Origin of the sequence: Natrinema sp. SYSU A 869 (genome assembly GCF_019879105.1) — an archaeon.
Taxonomy (GTDB): domain Archaea; phylum Halobacteriota; class Halobacteria; order Halobacteriales; family Natrialbaceae; genus Natrinema.
Map to the genome: position 1 here is coordinate 319,725 of NZ_CP082247.1, position 14,442 is coordinate 334,166.

General features: G+C 52.2%; 15 protein-coding genes and 2 pseudogenes. 13 read left to right on the forward strand and 4 right to left on the reverse strand.

From position 1 onward, the window contains the following. The first annotated feature begins 22 nt into the window (after positions 1 to 22). The 3 genes and pseudogenes from K6I40_RS01395 (at position 23) to K6I40_RS01400 (ending at position 3,236) form a co-directional block, all read left to right on the forward strand. Complete coding sequence (locus tag K6I40_RS01395) at positions 23 to 853, forward strand: IS5 family transposase (RefSeq protein WP_222912741.1); 831 nt, start codon at positions 23 to 25, stop codon at positions 851 to 853. Positions 854 to 886: 33 nt separating this feature from the next. Beyond that, positions 887 to 1,069 (forward strand): annotated as a pseudogene (locus K6I40_RS27630) (response regulator); the annotation flags it as partial. A 787-nt stretch (positions 1,070 to 1,856) separates the two neighbouring features. Continuing rightward, positions 1,857 to 3,236 (forward strand): hypothetical protein, encoded by a 1,380-nt coding sequence (locus tag K6I40_RS01400; protein ID WP_222913342.1) that lies wholly within the window; start codon positions 1,857 to 1,859, stop codon positions 3,234 to 3,236. Between the two features lie 311 nt (positions 3,237 to 3,547). Here K6I40_RS01400 and K6I40_RS01405 read toward each other — a convergent pair. Continuing rightward, positions 3,548 to 4,548, reverse strand: a protein-coding gene (locus K6I40_RS01405) for an IS630 family transposase (RefSeq protein WP_222913344.1) whose coding sequence is annotated in 2 segments (ribosomal slippage) — positions 3,548 to 4,056 and positions 4,056 to 4,548 — 1,002 coding nt in all. Because the reading frame shifts where the segments join, the coding sequence is not laid out codon by codon here. 44 nt (positions 4,549 to 4,592) lie between these two features. Between K6I40_RS01405 and K6I40_RS01410 the strand changes: the two genes are divergently transcribed. The 3 genes and pseudogenes from K6I40_RS01410 to K6I40_RS01425 all read left to right on the forward strand — a co-directional run. After that, entirely contained in the window at positions 4,593 to 5,375 is a 783-nt protein-coding gene (locus K6I40_RS01410) for an IS5 family transposase (protein ID WP_222913586.1), read from the forward strand. Positions 5,376 to 6,155: 780 nt separating this feature from the next. Beyond that, a complete protein-coding gene (locus K6I40_RS01420; protein WP_222913348.1) occupies positions 6,156 to 6,413 on the forward strand; it encodes a hypothetical protein in 258 nt (85 codons plus the stop codon). A 1,142-nt stretch (positions 6,414 to 7,555) separates the two neighbouring features. Further along, a pseudogene (locus tag K6I40_RS01425) lies at positions 7,556 to 7,664 on the forward strand (IS5/IS1182 family transposase); the annotation flags it as partial. 253 nt (positions 7,665 to 7,917) lie between these two features. Here the strand turns inward: K6I40_RS01425 and K6I40_RS01430 are convergent. Together K6I40_RS01430 and K6I40_RS01435 are read right to left on the reverse strand one after the other, a co-directional pair. Continuing rightward, entirely contained in the window at positions 7,918 to 8,517 is a 600-nt protein-coding gene (locus K6I40_RS01430) for a hypothetical protein (protein ID WP_222913350.1), read from the reverse strand. Between the two features lie 329 nt (positions 8,518 to 8,846). Beyond that, the gene (locus K6I40_RS01435; RefSeq protein ID WP_222913588.1) at positions 8,847 to 9,101 is read right to left on the reverse strand and encodes a DUF2080 family transposase-associated protein; all 255 of its coding nucleotides are present in this window, start codon (positions 9,099 to 9,101) and stop codon (positions 8,847 to 8,849) included. Positions 9,102 to 9,503: 402 nt separating this feature from the next. On the opposite strand from K6I40_RS01435, the gene K6I40_RS01440 reads away from it, so the two are divergent. The 4 genes from K6I40_RS01440 to K6I40_RS01450 all read left to right on the forward strand — a co-directional run bounded on the left by K6I40_RS01440 (position 9,504) and on the right by K6I40_RS01450 (position 11,508). Next, complete coding sequence (locus K6I40_RS01440) at positions 9,504 to 10,142, forward strand: CHRD domain-containing protein (RefSeq protein ID WP_222913352.1); 639 nt, start codon at positions 9,504 to 9,506, stop codon at positions 10,140 to 10,142. 346 nt (positions 10,143 to 10,488) lie between these two features. After that, positions 10,489 to 10,707, forward strand: a complete 219-nt coding sequence (locus K6I40_RS27635) for a nuclear transport factor 2 family protein (protein ID WP_255681417.1) — start codon at positions 10,489 to 10,491, stop codon at positions 10,705 to 10,707. Positions 10,708 to 10,745: 38 nt separating this feature from the next. Continuing rightward, entirely contained in the window at positions 10,746 to 10,892 is a 147-nt protein-coding gene (locus tag K6I40_RS27640) for a hypothetical protein (protein ID WP_255681418.1), read from the forward strand. A 301-nt stretch (positions 10,893 to 11,193) separates the two neighbouring features. After that, on the forward strand, positions 11,194 to 11,508 hold the full coding sequence (locus tag K6I40_RS01450) for a hypothetical protein (RefSeq protein WP_222913354.1): 315 nt from the start codon (positions 11,194 to 11,196) through the stop codon (positions 11,506 to 11,508). Between the two features lie 281 nt (positions 11,509 to 11,789). On the opposite strand, the gene K6I40_RS01455 is transcribed toward K6I40_RS01450, so the two are convergent. Then, on the reverse strand, positions 11,790 to 12,071 hold the full coding sequence (locus K6I40_RS01455) for a helix-turn-helix transcriptional regulator (RefSeq protein ID WP_222913356.1): 282 nt from the start codon (positions 12,069 to 12,071) through the stop codon (positions 11,790 to 11,792). Between the two features lie 135 nt (positions 12,072 to 12,206). Here K6I40_RS01455 and K6I40_RS01460 point away from each other — a divergent pair, with 135 nt between their 5' ends. From K6I40_RS01460 to K6I40_RS01470, 3 genes are all read left to right on the forward strand, one after another. Next, entirely contained in the window at positions 12,207 to 12,512 is a 306-nt protein-coding gene (locus tag K6I40_RS01460) for a HalOD1 output domain-containing protein (RefSeq protein ID WP_222913358.1), read from the forward strand. Positions 12,513 to 12,617: 105 nt separating this feature from the next. After that, a complete protein-coding gene (locus K6I40_RS01465) occupies positions 12,618 to 12,875 on the forward strand; it encodes a CBS domain-containing protein (RefSeq protein ID WP_222913360.1) in 258 nt (85 codons plus the stop codon). Positions 12,876 to 13,893: 1,018 nt separating this feature from the next. Next, positions 13,894 to 14,112 (forward strand): TRAM domain-containing protein, encoded by a 219-nt coding sequence (locus K6I40_RS01470; RefSeq protein ID WP_222913362.1) that lies wholly within the window; start codon positions 13,894 to 13,896, stop codon positions 14,110 to 14,112. Positions 14,113 to 14,442 lie beyond the last annotated feature (330 nt).

Genomic DNA, 14,442 nt, shown 5'->3' on the forward strand with positions numbered 1-14,442 from the left:
AAGCGGGAGACTTCAGTTGTTCATGACCCAAATCTCCCGCTTCATTGGGGCAGTTGTGCCGATTGCTCAAAACGTTACTGGCGATGGAGACGAATCCGCCGCCCCGAAAGGTGGCGGCGGATTCACCGACTATGCCCTCGTTTCCCTGCATTGTCTGCGGATTTACCTCGATACGTCCTATCGAATGACGATCGATCTGCTGAAGGAAATGCCGCAAATAACAGGGGAGATCGGCCTTGATACGGCCGATCTCCCCGCACCATCTACGCTGTGTAAGGCGTTTGATCGGATCGAGATGAGCGTTTGTCGAGTGTTGCTGTGCCAGTCGGCGCAGCTACACGACCTCTCTGAGCACGCTGCGATCGACGCTACGTTCTATGAACGAGATCGTGCAAGCCGTCACTACTGTCAACGAACGAATTATCGCGTTCAGACGCTCAAAGTAACCAAACTCGTCGATACAGCAACGCAAGCTGTGCTTGATCTTCACTGCTCGACGACGTTAGAAGGCAGCGACGCAGATCTCTGTGAGCAGATCGCCCGCCGGAACGCGGGCGATCTGCGGTCTCTAGCCGCTGATAAGGGCTATGACAAGCAACAACTCCGCGAACGACTCCGTGAACTCGACATTCGCCCGCTGATCAAACACCGGATCTTCGCTCCGTACGATCACGCACACAACGCCCGCATTGATGAAGATCGGTACGCTCAGCGGTCAATGGCCGAAACCGTCAACTCAGCCGTCAAGCGCTCGCTCGGCTACGCCGTGCGAGCGCGTAGCTGGTATCGAGAGTTCCGTGAAATTTCTCTGATGTGTGTCGTCTACAACATCAAACGTGCCGTCAAACAGTGAAATCTACCGCCTTACAGCGATTCAACAGAGCCCATCCCAGTGATCGTGTTGACGGGGTCAAAAGCGGAGGAAGACATCATCAAATCCTACGATCTCAACGCGAACGCGTATCTTGCGAAACCAGTTGAACCAGATGATTTTATTGAACTTGTCAGCTCATTGAATCACTTCTGGCTTACGCTCGTTCGGTCGCCGCCTCACTCTCATGGCGATTAACTTCTGTGACTGGATCAGAAACTCTCGCTTCGAATGGTGGTCAAGGTAAAGGGTTCCTTCTTCTTAGGGTTCATCCATCTTTCACAAAACTGGTAAAAAGATCGGATTCCAGACAGTGTTCTGTGCCTGCGGCGGTACTAGCTGAGTCCGCGTTGTAATGCGGTGGAGCCGAGTTGGTTACTAACCGGCGAGGGACGCCATTGACCCGGTTATACTGCTTCGGTGACCTGGGACCTTTGTGAAATAGCGGGGGCAACCCGAGGCGCGAACCAATTGATCAACGGGTGCTATCCCAGATACTCGCGACTGGGACGCGGTTGCTAGCGCCGTGTTGCGCCAAAACCCGCCGAGGCACGGGCCATTTCGGCCCATGCTTCTGATCGATGGCTGGCTGTTGGTCATGGCTGTAACTGGCCAGATTCTCATTATAGGGAGTGAAGACCTATGAGGTAGTATATTCTGGCAAAGAAATGTCCGAGGTGTAAGAAGCGCAAGTTGAAGAAAGTAACTAGCAACTGGTCGTATACGTACTGTTTGGGACGGGAGAAGTGGATGCGAGATATGAAACAGAAGTGCTCGGGCTGCGGGCACGCTAAGGCTCTTAACGCGGATACTCGTGGTTTGAAGCCCTGGTCTTCGCGTTTCACGGATTCAGCTATCTAATCAAAGGCGTTTTCGTTAGCGGAATATATACTATGAATTCAGATAGAGTGGTTCTTTGAATATACTGTATTCAATGAAAAAAGATTCATGTCTTCTACTGTCCTCTATAGAGCATAGTAGAACTATGTCCGTTCAAGATCGGGATTTGAATGCTCCGACACAAGAGGAACGGCAACTATCCCGATTTCTACCGAAGAAGAGAAGTGAACTTAGAGATCTCTTCCAAAAAATCCCGCCTTATATTTTCTCAACAATCAATGGACTCCGTACAAGAGAATTCACCTACTTTACCGTATCTCTAAATAAAGGGTTAGTTCGTACCGGTATCTGCCTCTATCCTGGTGATACAGTCGAGATCTTGGCTGGCAAATCCAATCAAATCATACAGGACTGGCCATTTGGGGGATCGGTTACCGACTCTCCGGACCTCAACTACGCGTTCGTCCCTTTTGAGCGGTCAGTCAATGATGTTCCTTGGTTCGTATATGATGACGGAGTAGGGCGCGATCGACGGTTCCCAATTACGGTTGCCCATCGGGACGATCAGGTTCAAGGGGGAGAGGGCCAGTTTATTGACGGGACTGCGTTCCCGGCTTCCCCTCGGTTGAGTGGTGAGTGGCTCGGAGTTCGAGACCGATCAGACTCCGGTCCTGACAAATTTTTCTGGGACCTGGAGGAGAATCAGTCACCTCGGAAAGGGGCTGAACTATTCTTACATTCGTTTGAAGATAACCGTGTTTGGATCGCGGTGAAAGTTACGTACTCGTCTTTGTTCCTCGATATCTACCGTGGTGAACAGAGGGTGAAAGAGATTACGGGGGGATATGGCTCCGGTGTCATTGCCACGATTGCCGACAACTCTGATGCTCGCTTATCTATTGAGTATCCAACTGTATCATTTAATCCACGGCACCTGTTGTTTGATATGGCTGGAGGCCGTGTTCGTTCGCTACGATCTCATCTTTCTGGGGGGTGTGAGGGAAGTTTCGGTACCGAACGGTCTCCTACTCCGAGGCCGGTAGCCGGTGATTGTGCGATCACTTCGTCTGCAGTGTTCCAGGAATTGCCTATCGTGGTCAATATGTTGGGGCTGGAGCCGGTTGCGCGGATTCTTCAGTGGTATGGGATTGATACGATCGGTTCGTTTGGAAATGAGGCGTCTTCTGACGGGCGGTTGTATTGGCTAACTGGGGAGGGAAAAGTACCGGAGGGACCACCAGACTATTACTCTTTCAAGAAGTTTGGGTTTGCAACTATCCGTCAGTTTGAAGAGGTCATTCGTATATTTAGTCCGGATGACCTGAGAGTTATAGAAAGTACGGTGGGTGCTGCGAATGGTGGAACCGTTAACGAGTGGGCGCTTACTGATGGTAGAACGATTATCTGGCGGTTCACCGGGAGATATGAGGCGTATCGTGCTCAGGAGTTCATTGAAGAACATCGTTTGACGCATGTGTGCCGGTTGGCAGATGCTGTAGAACCGTTTTTCTATCTCCGGAAGTAAGGGGGTGTCTATCTCTGCTGGAGCAGGTTTTTAACCGCTATTCCTCTTGATGTTCTCTTCGGTTCTGTGTGGAAACCCGATTCTTTAATCCTTTGGTGCTTGCGATAAGATTCAGGAGTTATCGTTGGCGTATTTTACATCTGGATACCTCGCTGTGCACCTTGTCCAAACCTACGTTTTGCTGCCGTGTTGAATAGCGATCTAATCGGTTGATATCGCGGGTTAGAAAGGTGAAGTCGAAGAAATCGATTCTGTCCATGGAAGTCGATCTCCTCGACTTCGTTGAGCAGTGTCGCCACCTATAGTAGACATTAGAAGTAATTACTCACCCTAGGAATAGAGAGTTGGTCAAGAGCGGTGTCGATTGCTATTGTGAGTTCAGTAAGTGAATCAAAGAACCGATTGCTAAGATCCGCTTGGAGTTGTCTCCAGCACTCCTCGACTGGATTGAGTTCAGGAGAGTACGCCGGTAACGTGACAAAGGCGAGGTCGTCGCGGACCGCTAGGTCCGTGACGGCCGACGCCTGGAAGTACGGCGCACCATCTAGCACGATAATCAAATTGTCTTCGAACTCTTTGCATAACGCGAGAATGAAATGTTTTGTGTGTTCGGCGGTGACGTACTCTTCGAACCGGGAGAAAAAGCGATCACCGTCCTCGGTGATCGCGCCCAACAAACACGTCCAGTCGCGTTGTCCAGACAATTCGACGGATGGCCGCGTGCCGCGCGGAAACCACGCGGCACGCGGCTCAACTTGCACAGATTTCTTGGTTTGATCGATACAGACTACTGTGGCGTCCATCTCCCGCCGCTTTTTTTGAGTTCCTCGCGGAACGTTTCTTCCTCCTCAGCATCTGCTTCAGCGGCTGTACGGCGTGGTATTTGATAGCTCAATCCCGCTTCTTTGAGCAACCGCCGGCAGCTCGGGATTGAGTACTCGACATTGTAGGTTTCGTCGAGATACTGCTGGACGAGCGCCGGCGTCCACGCCGGCGCGTCAACTCCAACGTTCGCTGGTGATTCGTGGACAGTTTCTTCGAATTCTTTTTGCTCTTTTTCCGAGAGCTTTCGTTTTCTCCCAGATCGATGAGCATCAGTAACGGCCTGCTCAAGCGACTCGTCAGTGTCGAGTCGCGTGAGCCAACTGTAGATTGTTCGTCGGCCAGTGTCGTGCCACTCTGCTAGTTCGGTCTGTGTCACACCGTTTTTGTACGCAATTGCTGCTAGTAACCGCTGTGTCGGCTTGTTTCCCTCGACGTTGTCGAGAGCATCTTGAAGTTCTTCGACAGATATTTCGTCGAGATGGTCCATTAGTATACGCAACATTCCTTGGGCGGAAAGTTCTAACGGTTACTATAGCCAAACAAGCGTTGGGGAAGCACGCGGGCGAGCCCGCCAGCGGCGGGTTCGCCCGCTGGGTCCATGTCGTACTGCACTGTTTTCGACTCGAAGAGGGCCACAGCTACCGCGAAACGCCGAATCGACTGGAGTACATGACTGAGATTCGTGATATACTCGGCCTAGATCGGGACGATCTGCCGGAGTACACGACGATCTACAAGTCGTTCGACCGGCTGAAAATGTGGGTATGGCGGGCGTTGCTGCGCGTTTCCGCGCAGCAACACCCGCAGTCTGGCCACGCAGCACTCGACAGCACGTTCTTCGACCGACGTTCAGCCTCATCGTACTACCGCCAGCGGTCGGGAAGTACCGTTCAAACGCTGAAAGTGACGACATTAACCGACAGGGAGTCCCTTGCTGTTCTTGACGTCCATATCTCGGCCCGGTGGAAACACGATACGAAGACCGGGCCGCAGGTCGTCCGCGTTCCGGCGGACGACCTGCTGTCCGTCGCGGCGGACAAAGCGTTCCACAACTGGGTCACAAAATATGAGTTCTACGCGCTCGGTGTCGATCCACTCATTTTACAGCGTGGATCGAGACCGCTCACGGTAGGACATAACGCACTCATCCGGGCAAAAGGCTACTCTCAGCGCTGGATGGCTGAAACCTCGTACTCAACAACGAAGCGCTCGCTCGGCGATGCCGTGCGAGCGCTGGGCTGGTATCGACAGTTCCGTGAGATCGTCTTGATGTTCGCCCTCATCAACATTGAACCGCTGTGTGAATCGCTCTAACCATGACTCAGCATCTATTCAACACGGCAGTTCTATGACACCCTCTAGAACAGCAATTCAGTAGATATGCGTATGCACCAGTCAAGGGACACTAGACGACCGATGCAGCGAAAGTTTGTTCTCAGTGACCACCGCGAGGCCCCGACCGGGAATCACCCGGGCGTGGGCACCCCGGGTCCTGTCGGCGTTTCCTCATCGTCCCCATCACCACGATTGAGGATCGCGTCGCGAACGCGCTCGAACGGTGACTTGTCCGTGCGGATAGTAGGGCGATACATTGTATGTTCATGTTAGTTCTTGACACACTTGGGGCTTGTGGGAGCAACCGTTTGACGAAGGAGTTCGTAACAGACCAGCCGTCCATTCGGCTGGCCAGTGTCATTTGAGCGTGATAGATACGCGCTCTGTACTGACCATCACGGGGTAGAATTCATCACTTACTGAGGATTTCAACAGAGCCATATCTTCGAATTTTATAGTAGCAGTCTACCCTTTGTCACCAGTCCATTCATAATCTGTCCTCGGGTTACTCTCGCTCTCGACTCGAAACGTATTCTCCACCCGAAGTACTCGAACCAGCCGAAACGTAGCTGACAGACGTCAGCCGTGCGTCTGACGCATCCTGATGAGGATGCGAGTGTGTTCGTTTGAACATGCAACAGATTACGCTCCGACTCTCCGAGGACACGCTTGAATCCCTCGAGGATGCGGCTGAGGATGCGGGGCGATCACGAAGCGAACATACGAAGTGTAATCGAATCACGAGAGGATGCCGATGAAGTGCGCTCCGAATACGAAGAGAAGGTGGACGAACTTCGCACCGAACACGAAGCGGAGTTAGACGAACTTCGCACCGAACACGAACAGGAGGTGAACGAATTACGCCGGGATGTGAAGCGATTACGCAATGAGAAGCAGGCACTCATCGCCGATCGCGAAGAAAAACGGGAGCTGGTCAAGTACGTCGAAGACGAGCAATCCTACCGAGAAGCTCCGTTGACAACGAGACTCCGCTGGTGGGTGTGGGGCAAAAACTGAGCGTCACTTCGCGAAGAATTAGTATATATGGAGATAGTCAGTGACTGATACATAGTAGATACTAACCCGCCCGTTGGTGGTTACTTCTTAGCGCTCTATTCAGCGCTCATGCTAATATTCACGCCATATGCCGCAATAAAAGTGGCATTAGATGGTGAGCTGGGAGTAGCAGCAGTATTATTGGTCGGAGGAATCGTAATGTGGTATCTGTTTATAAAATGGGGGCTTCGTCTGAATCAAGAAGCACGTGACTTTCGCAGATGGCTTCGTGCTGAGCACCACTGGTTGTCGTCTCTTGGCGTGGTGACTCGACTAGGATTTCCTGCGCTTCTTGGGGTTGCTGTTTTGACCGACTTCATATTTTTCGACCCAGATCCTTTAGCACAGCTCATAGGAGTTCTCGGCGTGCTCGGAATCGCATCAATGTTCTCTGTATTTATTTCGGGTATAGGGAACACAATCAGAGGTCAACCAGATTCGTCAGAACCCACTCGAGCGCGACGTTCTTTAAGAGCGCTTATTATGACGCGAGAATTTTTCTCTCAGTACAGGGAGGCACCGCGTCGACACACCACCAGTCATCCCCTCACCCCCCCTCCCTGTTGAGGGGGACTTAAGCTACCTCGGTTACCACTTCCCGACGTAGCTTTTCAGTGCTATCGACAGGTCGAGGAGTCCCCGTTCTGCCTACACCTGACTCGTTAGAGTGTAACTTTATTACCCATGATAGTGTTGAATGGTAACATGGCGGGTGATCCATCGAACTGAATGATATCCCGACGCATTGTCCTGCACCGCCTACCATCATCCCGCCCAACCTACCCTTTCGATACGATAGATCCCGCTCGCGGAACCCGGTTCTCCCTGCTTGTACCCTACCTCGAGGACCGAGAACAGGGTTGTAGATGCGTCTATCCAGCCAAATACGGGAAAAGTAGACGTCTAAAGCAGGTCTTTCTTCTGAAGGTGCGCTTCGGTACTGAACCTTCTTACGAGTGGCAACGCCGTCGCGTCGGCGGCTGACCGCCGCCGACAGCGACGACTCTGCTCGATCTTCGGTCAGAACTACTATCAATCACTACCGGTCAGGATGAAACTGCGGCTTCAGCCCAAGTAAGTAGAGACGCTTTGTGAGGTACTGAGGATACGATTGGCAGCAATTACGTGAGGAAATGTGCAAAGGAGGTGTGAGACCGCTGATCAAACATCGTGAGTTTCGCTCCATCGAGCACCGCGACAAACTTACGAATCTCGTCTCTTAACCCGGATCAGCATGCCGAAGCTGACCAGGATAACGAGCAGGAGTATGACGAAAGCACTGGCATAGTAGGGGTTATCCAGGTTCAAGTCCCCACTTCCGCTCAGATAAGGGAAAAATAGGAAGAAGAGAGCTATAATGGACGACCAGATCGTGATTTTGATTGACTGCTCTTTGGAGATGTGTTCTGAGGTCATGGAAACTGTCAATGGTGGGAGAACTATTGTACTTTTCGGTGAGACCACGCTACTGGGAGCGTATCTCGTAGATATCGAGATCAGCGAGGTTTGGTCCGTGGAACCAGAGTTTTACGCCGCTCCCCTCGTTGTTCGCTGAGATGAGGGTTGCGCCGCCCCCCATGATGATGCCTGCACAGGCTGCAACCGCAGCTGCCCCTTGCCCCACGCCGGGGACGGCGTTTGCTATGACGGCAGCGACTTCGGACACAACCATGCCACCCAATAACTTGTTTCGGAGCTCGGTGGAGGTGCAATCGTCGAGCCAGAAGATGTGGCGCAGGCCCTGCCAGTGAAGTTTGTTCTTGTAATCGTTTTTCCCCTTACAATAGAGGGCGGAAACGGACTTTGACGAGTCCGCCGGGATAATTGTGACTTGGCCGTTCTGCTCTTCGAAACGGATTTCGCCGCTGTCTTTGGCTTCGTTGAAACCGTCGACAGCGTTTGCCAGATAGTTGTTCTCCCCCTGATCGGGGCCAACGTAGACGATGTCTCCGACGTCGTCGATCTCGTAGTACGTGTTCTGGGACTGAGATTCTGCTGCGCGAGAGCGTGAGGCCGCTAACGGGATGACAGAGAGGCTCCCGATGCCAGCCACCGATCGGATCATGTTTCGCCTTGTCTTTGAAGGATTGTTTTTAACGGCACTGTCTAGATAAGAGAAACCGCAATACGGGAAGGTGATGATGTGACAGTATCGGCTGTAAAATCACCATATTGGATCTGATATAGGGGACTCTGTTCCACGAGGAGCGACAATTCGGCTGCTTCAGCAAATTTCTCATAAGCAGTGACAATCTCAGATTTCACCGTGAATGCTGTAGCAGGCTCTGAAACGCTGCTATACGTCGGAATCGAGTAACTAGACAGTGCCTACAACGTCAATCGGGGTCGTTACCTAACCATCCGGTGTCTCGTGTGATTCCGTATTGTCTCCATTCACCCGTTACCACCTTTCTCGCGGCAACCTTGGAGAAGTTCTACACGGAACGTCTTGCCGCGGAAGCGTTTGGGGAGGAGGATGTGGGCGCTGTTGCCGCAGGCTTTGGCTTCCAGTGTCTCCCGCCACTGCTTCTCTTCGGCTACCAGTTCTGCCTGGAATGGTTTGCCGCGGAATCGTTTTGGTACCCGGATGTGTGCGCTGTTCCCGCACTGGTCTGCGTTCCGGGTCTCCACCCACTGCTCCGTCGCCATGAGTACATACTATGTAAGAACATTTAAATAAGTGATTCAGTCGCTTAGAACTCCGAACGTTTGTATATCCGTTCCCAGCGACTACTCTACAGCCTTTCCGTTACTATATCGCATCCTCAATAGGCGGTAAGTCTACTGCCAACACCAGACCGAAGACGAGTGTACTCTCGTATTCTATCGGTAGATTATCTTCGTAGGAGGAATACTTGCGACAGTTTCGCTACGCAACGTTCTGCTGTATTACCGTAAACTGCGGTGGCTCTCCGGTAATACCGAGTAGAAGAACAACAGTCTGTATTAACGTCTGAAACAGATGCCATAGCATGTTAATAACTAAAATTATGATCCTCTGTTGTCATCTGTGGCGATTACACCGCCATACTCCAGACGGAGGAGAAAACCATGATAGAGAGACGCAATGCACTCAAGCTCACCGCAGGTACACTACTCGGAAGTCAGTTTGGCACTGCGGCCGCAAAGAGTGATCAAGATAGGGCAAGGAACGACCAGGGCGAACAGCAGGACATCGGGATGTATGTCGCAATACCAACAGGTGAACAGCAGGTTCCGCCAGTCGAGACGGCGGCCCAGGGCGCAGCAGCATTTGCTGTCACCGAGGACAGGAGCGCAGTTCATTACGGGCTTGTTGTTCAGGCGATCGAAAACCTCACGCAGGCCCATATTCATCAGGGAAGTCCCAACGAGAACGGGCCAGTCGTTGCATGGCTATACCCGGGTCCTGAAGCACAAGAACCGATGCTGATAGAAGGACGACACGACGGCGCCGTCGCTGACGGCACGATCACAAGTGAGAACTTGACGGGACCGCTCGAAGGTGAGTCGATCGAGACGCTTCTGGAAGCGATGGCTACCGGCAACGCCTATGTTAATCTCCACACTGAGCAGAATCCAGCGGGCGAGATTCGTGGCCAGATTGCTCCCGCGATGGCAGTAGTTGAGAGTCTTGGGCTCGGACAACAGCCGACACCGACACAGGAAGAGGAGACACAACCCACTCCGGAAGAGAACATGACCGGGTGAGCTGGTAACCGGTCATCTCTAATCCACATGCAATTTTCACTGCACATCTTCTGGATCCGAACAGTCTGCCGTCCACTCCTTGACCGTCCCCGTTACTTCAGAGCACCCCCGACAGGCGGCGCGATGATGTTGACACAGTAGATAGAGGCCCAGTACACTCTAGTTAGAGTGTTAATCAGGCAGATAAACATCTAATACAGTTAGACAGAAAGCTATCAGCAGCCGGGCTCCACTGATCTCAACGAGTGTATGGAATAGTGGTCAGTGTCTGTATTCAAACCTTCCTGTTGGATATATTATAACTATTTATCCTTGCGAGTGGATTGCACGCATAGGGGGACAACTAATGGCAGCGACAGAAAAAACCAACGTCGAGATCGCGGAGGAACTATACGAGGCATTCAACCAGGGCGACATCGAGACATGCCTGGCCGGATTCGCCGACGACATCACGTGGACCGAACCCGAGGAATCACCGATGATCGGGGGACACACCATGGCCCAGATGCAGTCCTGGAAAATGTGTTTACGCCAATCGACGAGGAGTTCGACTCCTTCGAAGTAACTGTTGACTGATTCATCGACGGCGGCGACACCGTCGTGATGGAAGGTGCACACAGAGTCACCACAGCGGACGGTGATGTCATGGAGATTCCTGCCGTCCATGTCTCTGACATGGAGGACGGGAAGGTCAAGAAATTCACCGGCTACGAGGATACCGCACTCGCCCAGCAGCTGATGGACGAGTGATCTCCGTCACTTCATCCATCAACCATATTACAAATTTTCGGTTTTTCTCCATCGCCGAACGATCAGTACAGGCTAAGCACACATCGCTCAGTAGAGATGAGAGAATGACCAGTGGTAGGCCCAGAGTGTGATGATATGGGTGAAAACCATTCTTATAGGTCTGACGCACGTCTGACGATACACAGTGTGCGTCCGCTTTAACAAGCAGTGGACATCTCGTTGACGGCGTGCTGCCGTCCATTCCCGTGTTTTCCACGTGGTTCGCATACAGAACTCGCACTGGAACAAGCGAACCCCAATAATGGAACAACAGAACTCACTACACCCTAAGAAGAAGGACGAACTGCTGACTATACTTGCCAACCATCACCGACGTATTATCCTAAACTACTTCCAAAACTTGTCGGATAACGTAGCCTCAATCCAGGACCTTGCAGAGGAGATTATTGAGCAGGATAATGGAGGGAAAAAACAGGTTACTCTCCAACTCCTCCACTCGACCCTCCCTCGACTGGCAGATGTCGGTGCCATTGAGTACGACCAGAGGAGCAACACAGTCCGGTATCAGGGGCACTCTAAGTTAGAAATGATGATGGGTTCCATTGCGAATCTCTGACCAATAGCAGACATTCAAAGCAATAAGGTATGTTGTTGAAGGAGGCCGACGCTGACCGGTTTTCTTCTCTGTCCGGTCTCTCCTTCACGTGATAGGGTGTCCAGCCTTATCTTAACTCTGTAGAGGGAATTTGAATGAACGTCCAGTTTCACGAACTTATAGCATATATATGTGGTTTGGATGTCACGAGCAGTTCGCAGGTGTAGTGACCGGAAGCTCCACGAGATTAGATAGCTAAAGAAGAGAATTGCTATAGAGCCCTTTGATCTGAAGCTCGGTCTTCACAGAAGATCAGAAACGTACTGGTCTTCCCAGTCGCGTCGGGCCTTGATCTCGCGGGTTCCTCGTCGCGTCACCGAGTACACGTTCGTCCGGCGGTCGGCCTGCTCCTTTTCGAGAAGTCCTTTATCAACGAGTTCGTCCAGATTCGGGTAGAGTCGGCCGTGATGGATCTCCTTCTCGTAGTAGTCCTCAAGTTCTTCCTTGAGCGCGAGGCCGTGCGGTTCATCCAGTCCCGCAGTTACGTACAGGAGATCTCGCTGGAAACCGGTCAAATCGTACATATCAGACCTCATGGTGATTAGCACCATAAGAATAGGGATGACAATCCTCCGTCAAACATGAAAGACCGTGGCTCATTCAACAGAGTTTGCAAATCCTTTTCTGGTAGACTACTTCACTTCAGGGTCCATGGGAAGATGAGCACACAGGTTAATACGGATGACTCTCAAGCTGAACTGACTCTATCTACTACTACTGAATGGAAGCAAGATACCGAGAATACGCCTGTCTATGCGGTTGTTTCGGCGGTTGCAGAAGCGTCTGGTCTGGATATGTTCGAGTTACCGTCACTCTATGAGGCGATCAATCCGGACGCGTTGAACGAGTTGTTCACTTCTCGATCTGAGCCTGCTGTCGGCAAAGTGTCCTTCGAGTACGCGGGATACGATGTCGTCGTACGCGGAACCGGTGTGGTCGAGGTTCAAACGACGGACGACGACTGATCCCGGATCGATTCCCGGCCGTGACACGGATTCGGCGTACCGGTTCTTACATTTGAAGTGTGAGATAGTGTAGAGGTCTTCAGCCAGCATCGGATCGCCCGTGTCTTGCTTCTGCAGCAGTTCGAGGACCTGACCACCAAGGACATTATGACCGACGACGTGTTCACGGTGGACGGCGACTATGAACTGTTCGACGTATTCGCGGAGATGGACGAAAACAGCGTGCGCCGCATTCCGATCGTGGAGGACGGGCAGCTCACCGGCATTATCACACTTGACGATCTGCTTGCGGTCCTCCACAGCAAGATGGGGAATGTGACAGAGGTCGTCATGGCCGAATCGCCGCCACACCTGGCCCTGTGAACCGACCAGGACACACGAGACAGGACAGACGATCCTGGGTTCGTACCGCAGCTATTTTTCGGTTTACGTGTTCGCACTCAACAAGGGACGCTCCGAAGGAAATCCATCAACCACTGCAACACCGATCTGCCATGCTACGTACTGGTCTGCATCATCCGTCACCATGATGCGATACTGGTGGGCGTAGACAGTGAGAAAACACGGGGACGAAGACCACGATTTGGATCCGAACGAGAGCACGTTTCTGCAGCCCTTCGGCCCTGGGTATCTGCAGTTCACGAATCTCACTTACGCGAGATCCGTTACTGAGCCTTCTCACTCGACCACCATGGTGGACGAGTTATGGGCCGCGTTGGTCTCCTTGGAGGCGTTCACCTTGTTCCCTGTTACGGGGGCTTTGGTTGTACCTCTAACTCGACCTTTCCTGCCCTGTATGGACATTCGAATCGAGTCGTTCGGTGGATCCTCGTGACTTCGCCCGGTATCATGTTGTATGCTACCATAGAACATAAACCTTCCCACCTTCAACGTAGCTGTCATACGATCAGAGCAACGATGTCGTCACCTCCCGTTCCGCCACTGACAGGTTGACACAACGCTCTCACTATCAATATGAACGTAGACAGAAGTACGAGTGATGGCCACCTTGCACAAGCGCTGGTGCGGTGACCGTCTGGAATCGGGATGGTGGATTGTGATGCATCCAGCGATACGATCCAGTCCACGTCCACCGCTGGTTGGCCTGGGATCACAGCGGATGACGCGCCGGGACTGCATGCGTCCTCGGTTTAAATCGACTATTCATTCTTTCTGGCTCAGTTGGAAGATTGGTCGGTCAAGACGCTGTTCGTTGCCTCTGAGAAGGGGGTCCCGAACTAGACAGTCAAAGGTCGTAGCTCTTGGAAACTGTTTCAGACACGCCAAGCCAGCAACCGCTAAAATGCGATACCAGAGCGACTACTGGAACCAGCTAATCTGAAACCGAAATAACAATGTATGTGTCGTGCTAACGTCTAGTATGGCTCCCATTGAACCCGGTGACGAGTACCGTATCCAGATTACGGAGTTTGGTGCGGAAGGAGACGGTATCGGGTACATCGACGGATTTGTTATCGTCGTTCCTGAGGCCGGCATCGGACAGTGGGTTACGATCACGATTGATGCTGTGTACGAGAACTTTGCACTCGCGTCGGTAACCGAGACAGATCTCTTCCTGGGCCAGCCACCGGAAGCGTGATCCACATCCATCTGGCGTGAGCCTCCTGTGTCGCAATCTTACCAGCCACTGATGGTTACGCAGTAACGGCTTAATCCCTTGTACAGACGGGTAGTCTGATCTACATGCTTAGCTGATCACACAGCGGAGAGAGAGAGGCTGAGGTGACCGGTGACGGCCACTTCACGAGAGGTATGCTAGTTTGTCACCGATATCCGTAGGTTTGATACCGTCCCACTCCGGTACGAGGTGCGGTGGTGCATGTTCCATCTTCCAGCCGCATACTCCTGCCACTCACCTATCCTGTAACTGCCAGTCCCATCGGTTGCCGGATCGCAGCAGGGACATCAC

Excerpts from the sequence above, each read along its gene's own strand:
- K6I40_RS01470 (WP_222913362.1), top strand. The coding sequence starts at position 13,894 with ATGGCTCCCATTGAACCCGGTGACGAGTACCGTATCCAGATTACGGAG.
- K6I40_RS01435 (WP_222913588.1), bottom strand. The coding sequence starts at position 9,101 with ATGGCGACGGAGCAGTGGGTGGAGACCCGGAACGCAGACCAGTGCGGG.
- K6I40_RS01455 (WP_222913356.1), bottom strand. The coding sequence starts at position 12,071 with ATGTACGATTTGACCGGTTTCCAGCGAGATCTCCTGTACGTAACTGCG.
- K6I40_RS01450 (WP_222913354.1), top strand. The coding sequence starts at position 11,194 with ATGGAACAACAGAACTCACTACACCCTAAGAAGAAGGACGAACTGCTG.
- K6I40_RS01460 (WP_222913358.1), top strand. The coding sequence starts at position 12,207 with ATGAGCACACAGGTTAATACGGATGACTCTCAAGCTGAACTGACTCTA.
- K6I40_RS27635 (WP_255681417.1), top strand. The coding sequence starts at position 10,489 with ATGGCAGCGACAGAAAAAACCAACGTCGAGATCGCGGAGGAACTATAC.
- K6I40_RS27640 (WP_255681418.1), top strand. The coding sequence starts at position 10,746 with ATGGAAGGTGCACACAGAGTCACCACAGCGGACGGTGATGTCATGGAG.
- K6I40_RS01440 (WP_222913352.1), top strand. The coding sequence starts at position 9,504 with ATGATAGAGAGACGCAATGCACTCAAGCTCACCGCAGGTACACTACTC.
- K6I40_RS01400 (WP_222913342.1), top strand. The coding sequence starts at position 1,857 with ATGTCCGTTCAAGATCGGGATTTGAATGCTCCGACACAAGAGGAACGG.
- K6I40_RS01395 (WP_222912741.1), top strand. The coding sequence starts at position 23 with ATGACCCAAATCTCCCGCTTCATTGGGGCAGTTGTGCCGATTGCTCAA.
- K6I40_RS01430 (WP_222913350.1), bottom strand. The coding sequence starts at position 8,517 with ATGATCCGATCGGTGGCTGGCATCGGGAGCCTCTCTGTCATCCCGTTA.